Below are 5,267 nucleotides of genomic sequence, written 5' to 3'. Positions count from 1 at the left end.
TACCTGCCAGTACTCGATACTGACCAGGTCGCCGCTGCCGACGGCGGCGGTGCGGCGGGTGTCCCACCAGGCGTCGCGTCCGTACCAGTGTTGGGAGTCGGTGTCGGGGTCGACCAGCCAGATCTGGCCGTTGTGGCGGATGGCGAGCGGCTTTCCTGCCGGATCAAGCCGGACCTGCAGATCGTGGGTCTGCGGGGCAGTGTCGGTGATGATGCTCATGGGTGTGGTTCTTTCGTGGTGCTGTCGTGCAGGTGTGATGGGTTTAGGCGGCTTTGACGAGGGGGAGTTCGTCCCAGTGGGTGGTGTAGCGGGGGGAGAGCATGTCCCGTTTCATGGTCCAGTCCGGGCCGCCGCGGATTCCGCCGTGGCCCAGGCCAATGGAGCCCCGCCCGTACCGGCGGGTGATGTCTTCGAGGAGGGTCCCGACGTGGCGTTCCTCATGCGGGTTCTCAAACAAAGACAGGGGTGCCTGGTTGCCGGTAGGGCAGAGGTCGGTGACCATGATGCCGGCCCGGGCATACCGGATGCCCTCCACGATGCGAGGCAACAGGGCGTGGGCTGCTTTGGTGAGCAGCACCGGATCCGCGGTTGGCATCGGCAGGGCCACGCTGACGGAGGGGTAGGAGGTGTTATTCGGGTTGAAGTGTGAGGTGCCGGCGAAGGCGGTGAGGACTTTGGCCTGGAGCCCGTGTTTGGCCAGCCGGGCCGAGGCCTGCTGGCCGTAGACGCTCATGACCTGCCGGATCCCGGCCGCGGTGGTGATGGGGGTGGCGAAGGAGCGGGAGAAGATGAGCTGGTCCCGGCCGATCCGTTCTTCCTCCATGGGGATGCAGGGGGTTCCCTGCAGTTCTAGGACGGTGCGCATCATGACAACGGAGAACCGGTCCCGGATCATCACCGGATCAGCCCGGGACAAATCAAGAATGGAGTGAATGCCCAGGGCGTTGAGGCGTTTAGTCAGCCGCGTGGCGACACCCCAGACCTCGATCACGGACAGGCGGCGCATCAACCCTTCCCTCTCGGCGGCGGGAACGGAGTCCCAGTGGCAGACCCCGCCGAAGGCCGGGTTGTTCTTCGCCCATTTATTCGCCAGCTTCGAAATCGTCTTCGTCGGTCCGATGCCGACGCAGACCGGCACCCCGACGTTCCGCCGCACGGCGGCTTTCATGTCCCGGCCGAGGGCGCGGAGTTCGTCGGGGGTGCCTTTGACGCCGAGGAAGGCCTCGTCGATGCTGTAGACCTCCAGCCAAGCCGAATACCGGCCCAGAAGCTCCATCACGCGGGCGCTGATGTCGCCGTAGAGTTCGTAGTTGCTGGATAAGGCAACGAGTCCCCATTCCCTGGCCCGGGGTGCGAGTTTGAACCACGGCTCACCCATGGCGATGCCGAGGGCTTTGGCTTCGGGGGAGCGGGTGACGGCGCACCCATCGTTGTTGGAGAGCACGATGACGGGCCGGCCCTCCAGGGACGGGTTGAACGCCCGCTCGGCGCTGGCGTAGAAGCAGTTCACATCCACGTGCGCGATCTGCGGCATCCGCCGCATCACCGCCGGCTTCGACACAGCCCCGGCCCTTAAAGGTGGTGCAGGCATCGGGTGGCAATGCCCCACACCACGAGATCGGAGAGGGACGGTACCCGGATGTCCGGGTACGCGGGGTTCTCTGCCTGCAGCACGATCCCGGTGGCCGTGATCCGGAGCCGTTTGATGGTCAGTTCCCCGTCCAGGACCGCGACGACCACGGACCCGTCCACCGGTTCCAAAGCGCGGTTGACGATCAGCTCATCACCGTCGCTGATCCCGGCGCCGGTCATGGAGTCTCCGGACACCCGCACCACGTAGGTGGAGGTGACGTCTTTGATCAGGTGCTCGTTGAGGTCGATCCGCCCGTCGAAGTAATCCTGCGCGGGTGACGGATACCCGGCCGCGACAGCAACCGGAGAGATCAGCACCGACAACAACGACGCACCCGCATCTATCACGCGGGGACCAACAAGAACGCCCACAACACACCTTTTATTCGAATATATCTTCGAATAAAGCATACCGCCCGGCACCGACAGCAGGCACCAAACGCTGGGACCGACCTCCGGCCGGGGGCCGGGTTGCACGCCAGTGGGGACAGCTTTGAGCTGTGCGGAGGGCTCCACCTGACCCCAATGGGCACAACCCGGCCAAGCGGGACGCTGTGCGAGGGAATGTCGGGACGAGGGCCTTGGGCGGGGCATAAGGAAACCTCCGCGCGAATCAAGGACTCAAGCGTGGAGGCTCCCGGTTCTCCAAGCTGGGGGGACTGGAGAACCAAAAGCAATTCTACTGACCACCCTGGCCGTCACGCTGCCGGGAAACGGGAGCTTCCGGTCACACCCGGGGGCGGCGGCCCCGGGTCCGCCCGATCTGCCACCCGGGCACGGCGGCGTCCAGAAGCGAGGCCTTTTCAGGGGCGAGGTCGCCGCGCCGGTGTTTGTACCGCTGGGTGTGGATCCACACCCCCAGCGTGTGCTCCTGCTCTGAGGCGTAGTCGTGGTGGCGGGGCCAGTCATTGCCCCCGGCGCGGAAGTCCACGACCTGGGCGAGTCGGTCATGCCACCGGGCCTCTTCCGCGGCCGCCCTGGAGTTCCCTTCCCACCCGGGGACCCGGGCGAGGCCCTCACGGTATGCGGGATCGAGGGCGCCGTCGGCTGCTTCCCGCCGGCGCTCCGAGAGCCACCGCGCCATCGACCGCTCACCCTTGTCCCCGGACCGTTCGCGCGGGAACCGGCCCCCGGCCGTAATCCACGCGATGACCTCCTCCATACGGGCAACGTCCATGGGGGAGGGGCCGGCCATGGTCGCGGCCGCGGCGTGGTGTGCGGGTTCGAGTCCCGGGTCCTGGCGGCGGGCGATGACCAGGTGATACCCGACAGTGGTGGGTTCGGCGCGCACCAGGTCGGCGATGCGTTGCCGGCTCAGTCCGAGCCGGTACATCAACACCCATTCCGCGTCCGGAGCGCGCCGTAACCGCCTGTCCATGATGGAGCCCATCCTGCCACGACCACCCCGCCAGGCAGGCCGGCGACGTGGCGACCCACCGCCGCCAGCCTGGCCGGTAACCCGACCGGCCCTCGGAGCTCCCGGCGGAGGAGAGGGGCCGCCGGGCCAGGGAATGCGGCGGCGGTATTGCCATAAAGTAGTAGGAGTAGTAGTTTTGTTACTACTACTCCTACTACTTTGAGGTTGTCGCCGTGGCGTTGAGTGTGAAAGACCGTGTGTTTGCTGCTGCTGAGCAGATCAGTGCCGAGCGCCGGCCTACCGTCTCGACGGTGCGGGCGGCGGCGGGTGTGAGCAACGCCGACGCCACCCGTTACCTGAAGGAGTGGGTCGAGGAGAAGCAGGCCGCGGGTGGTCAGGTCGCCGCGACGCCGGCGACGGTGCTGGAACAGGCCGCGCGGCTGGCCGGGGCATGCTGGGCCGAAGCGTCCACCGTGGCCAATGAGCGGCACGCCGCCGCGGAAGCCATCTGGGCGCAGGAGAAGAAGGACCTGGGCCAGGAGATCTCCGAGCTCGTCGCTGACCTGGACAAAGTAGGCGTCGAGAAGGACGCGGCCGTCACCGAACTCAGTGCCCGGGTCGCCGCGCTGGAAACCCAGGCCGCGGCGATGAAGGCGCAGCTGGAGCAGGCACGTACAGCCGAACAGCAGGCCAGCAACATCGCAGCCGGCGCAGCTACCAGGCTGGCCGCGGCCGAAGCCCGGGCCGAGACCCTGCAAAAGGCGCACGACGCGCTCCTGCAGCGCATCGTGCCGGAAACCCCGGACAAGAACGACCGGGACCAAACGAACCAGTAGAGTCGGCCCCGGCGTTGAGCTGCCGAGCTACCCCACCTGTCCTCTTGAGTCGGGGCAACAGTCCCCTCAAGGAACCGCTGACTCTCGTGAACTTCGTGCTGCACTGACGGCGCTGGCGAGCTTCGACTGCCTCTTGTGAGGCCCGTATCCGGGGCCCGGTTCTGGCAGGACTCTTAGACCGGCGCCGGGCCGCCCGCCCCGCCGCTACCTTGGAGGCTGGGCTTCCGCTGCCGGGAACTCCCGCAGCGTTGCCGCTACCGCTCTGACTGCTGCCGGGTCTTCGGTCCAGGGCCGGCCCGTGCGGGTGCAGGCATGGAAGTTTGTCAGCTCCGATGCCTCCTGGGCCACCGCCAGCTCGGCCCACGCCTCTTCGAGGTCCATGAGCTGTTCGGTCGTCGGCGGCTCCCTCGTCTCCAGGGCGCCGGTCTCGGGCGTCAACACACCCGTGCCGGCGGCCCTCGGGCGTTTCCTGAAAATACTCCGTAGCCCCATGCGCTGCCCCTTTGAATGAAAAGCCCTGGCCAGGAGGTCTACTCGGGGGAGAAGTACCTGCAACCGGCGGGACCCGTCCACCCTAGCAAGACCCTGATTTCCGCTGCGCTCCAACCAGGTTTTGGGCGTCCGCTGGCGCGGCCGGCTGTTGGGTCCAGTGCCTCCGTCGCAGGGCTCCGGAGACCCTGGCCCGCATCTCACGTCTGCGACGTTTTTGTGTTGCTGTCCTGCGGATTCTAGGCGTCCGCTCCAGCCCGTCCAGCCCCTCCTTCGTCGGGGCCTGCGGTGCAGGAAATGTCCCTCCGGCGCTCCTGCGTCGCTGATTCCCTCCAGGAATTTCCTCCCCCTTGCCAAGGTGGACAGGCCTCCGTCGGCCGCCGAGCAAGCGAGCTTGCCAGCAACAAAAAAACAACGGGGGAGCAGGGGACGCTGGCCGGTCACCTAAGCCGCCCCTCTCACCCCGACTTCTCGGACAAGAAGGAGCAACACCATGAACGCAATCGCAACCAAGACCGTGACCACCAAGGACACCGGGGAGACCATCTACGGCGTGACCGTGCTGGGCGATTACCACGAGAACGGCGGCTACGACTGGATGGAACTCATCGAAGCCGAAGGCTGGGCAGTCGTCCCGAGCTGGGGCTGTGATGGCTGGGATCTGGGCCAGTGGCCCTATGTCATGGTCGCGGCCACGCGGACCGCTGACAGCATCGGCAACCTGTTCGGAGTCGCCACGTACTGCGAGGGAGACGTGAGCTGCACGTTCTACCGGACCAAGGCCCGGCAGTGGGACGCGATCACCGAACAGGCGTTCTTCCACTGGAAGAACGGACAGGCCCACGGCCCGGACGACCTCCCGGAAGCCGCCGTCGAACTTCCGTCCCGCTACCGGATGCCCTACACGGTCAACGCCGCCTAACCAGCGCCAGAGCCGGTGCCCCGCCGACAGC

The 5,267-nt window shown here is 66.8% G+C and carries 7 protein-coding genes; 2 read left to right on the top strand and 5 right to left on the bottom strand.

Features of this window, described 5'->3' with window-relative positions:
• The 4 genes from BJQ90_RS20140 to BJQ90_RS20125 form a co-directional block, all read right to left on the bottom strand.
• A partial coding sequence (locus BJQ90_RS20140) for a hypothetical protein (protein ID WP_226761960.1) occupies nt 1-219 on the bottom strand: 219 nt, incomplete at its 3' end.
• 43 nt (nt 220-262) lie between these two features.
• Nucleotides 263-1,543 carry a Y-family DNA polymerase gene (locus BJQ90_RS20135; RefSeq protein ID WP_226762005.1) on the bottom strand — a complete coding sequence of 427 codons (1,281 nt, stop codon included), beginning with the start codon at nt 1,541-1,543 and terminating at the stop codon, nt 263-265.
• A 29-nt stretch (nt 1,544-1,572) separates the two neighbouring features.
• On the bottom strand, nt 1,573-2,004 hold the full coding sequence (locus BJQ90_RS20130) for a LexA family protein (protein WP_226761959.1): 432 nt from the start codon (nt 2,002-2,004) through the stop codon (nt 1,573-1,575).
• A gap of 355 nt (nt 2,005-2,359) precedes the next feature.
• Nucleotides 2,360-3,010 carry a helicase associated domain-containing protein gene (locus BJQ90_RS20125; protein ID WP_226761958.1) on the bottom strand — a complete coding sequence of 217 codons (651 nt, stop codon included), beginning with the start codon at nt 3,008-3,010 and terminating at the stop codon, nt 2,360-2,362.
• A 212-nt stretch (nt 3,011-3,222) separates the two neighbouring features.
• Between BJQ90_RS20125 and BJQ90_RS20120 the strand changes: the two genes are divergently transcribed.
• On the top strand, nt 3,223-3,825 hold the full coding sequence (locus BJQ90_RS20120; protein ID WP_226761957.1) for a DNA-binding protein: 603 nt from the start codon (nt 3,223-3,225) through the stop codon (nt 3,823-3,825).
• 204 nt (nt 3,826-4,029) lie between these two features.
• Here the strand turns inward: BJQ90_RS20120 and BJQ90_RS20115 are convergent, their stop codons facing one another.
• Entirely contained in the window at nt 4,030-4,317 is a 288-nt protein-coding gene (locus BJQ90_RS20115) for a hypothetical protein (RefSeq protein ID WP_226761956.1), read from the bottom strand.
• A gap of 490 nt (nt 4,318-4,807) precedes the next feature.
• Here BJQ90_RS20115 and BJQ90_RS20110 point away from each other — a divergent pair, with 490 nt between their 5' ends.
• On the top strand, nt 4,808-5,236 hold the full coding sequence (locus BJQ90_RS20110; protein ID WP_226761955.1) for a hypothetical protein: 429 nt from the start codon (nt 4,808-4,810) through the stop codon (nt 5,234-5,236).
• Nucleotides 5,237-5,267 lie beyond the last annotated feature (31 nt).

It is taken from the genome of Arthrobacter sp. SO3, assembly GCF_020532825.1.
GTDB lineage: Bacteria > Actinomycetota > Actinomycetes > Actinomycetales > Micrococcaceae > Arthrobacter.
Note: the sequence above shows the minus strand (reverse complement) of the source record. Positions and strands in the feature narration are given on the sequence as shown.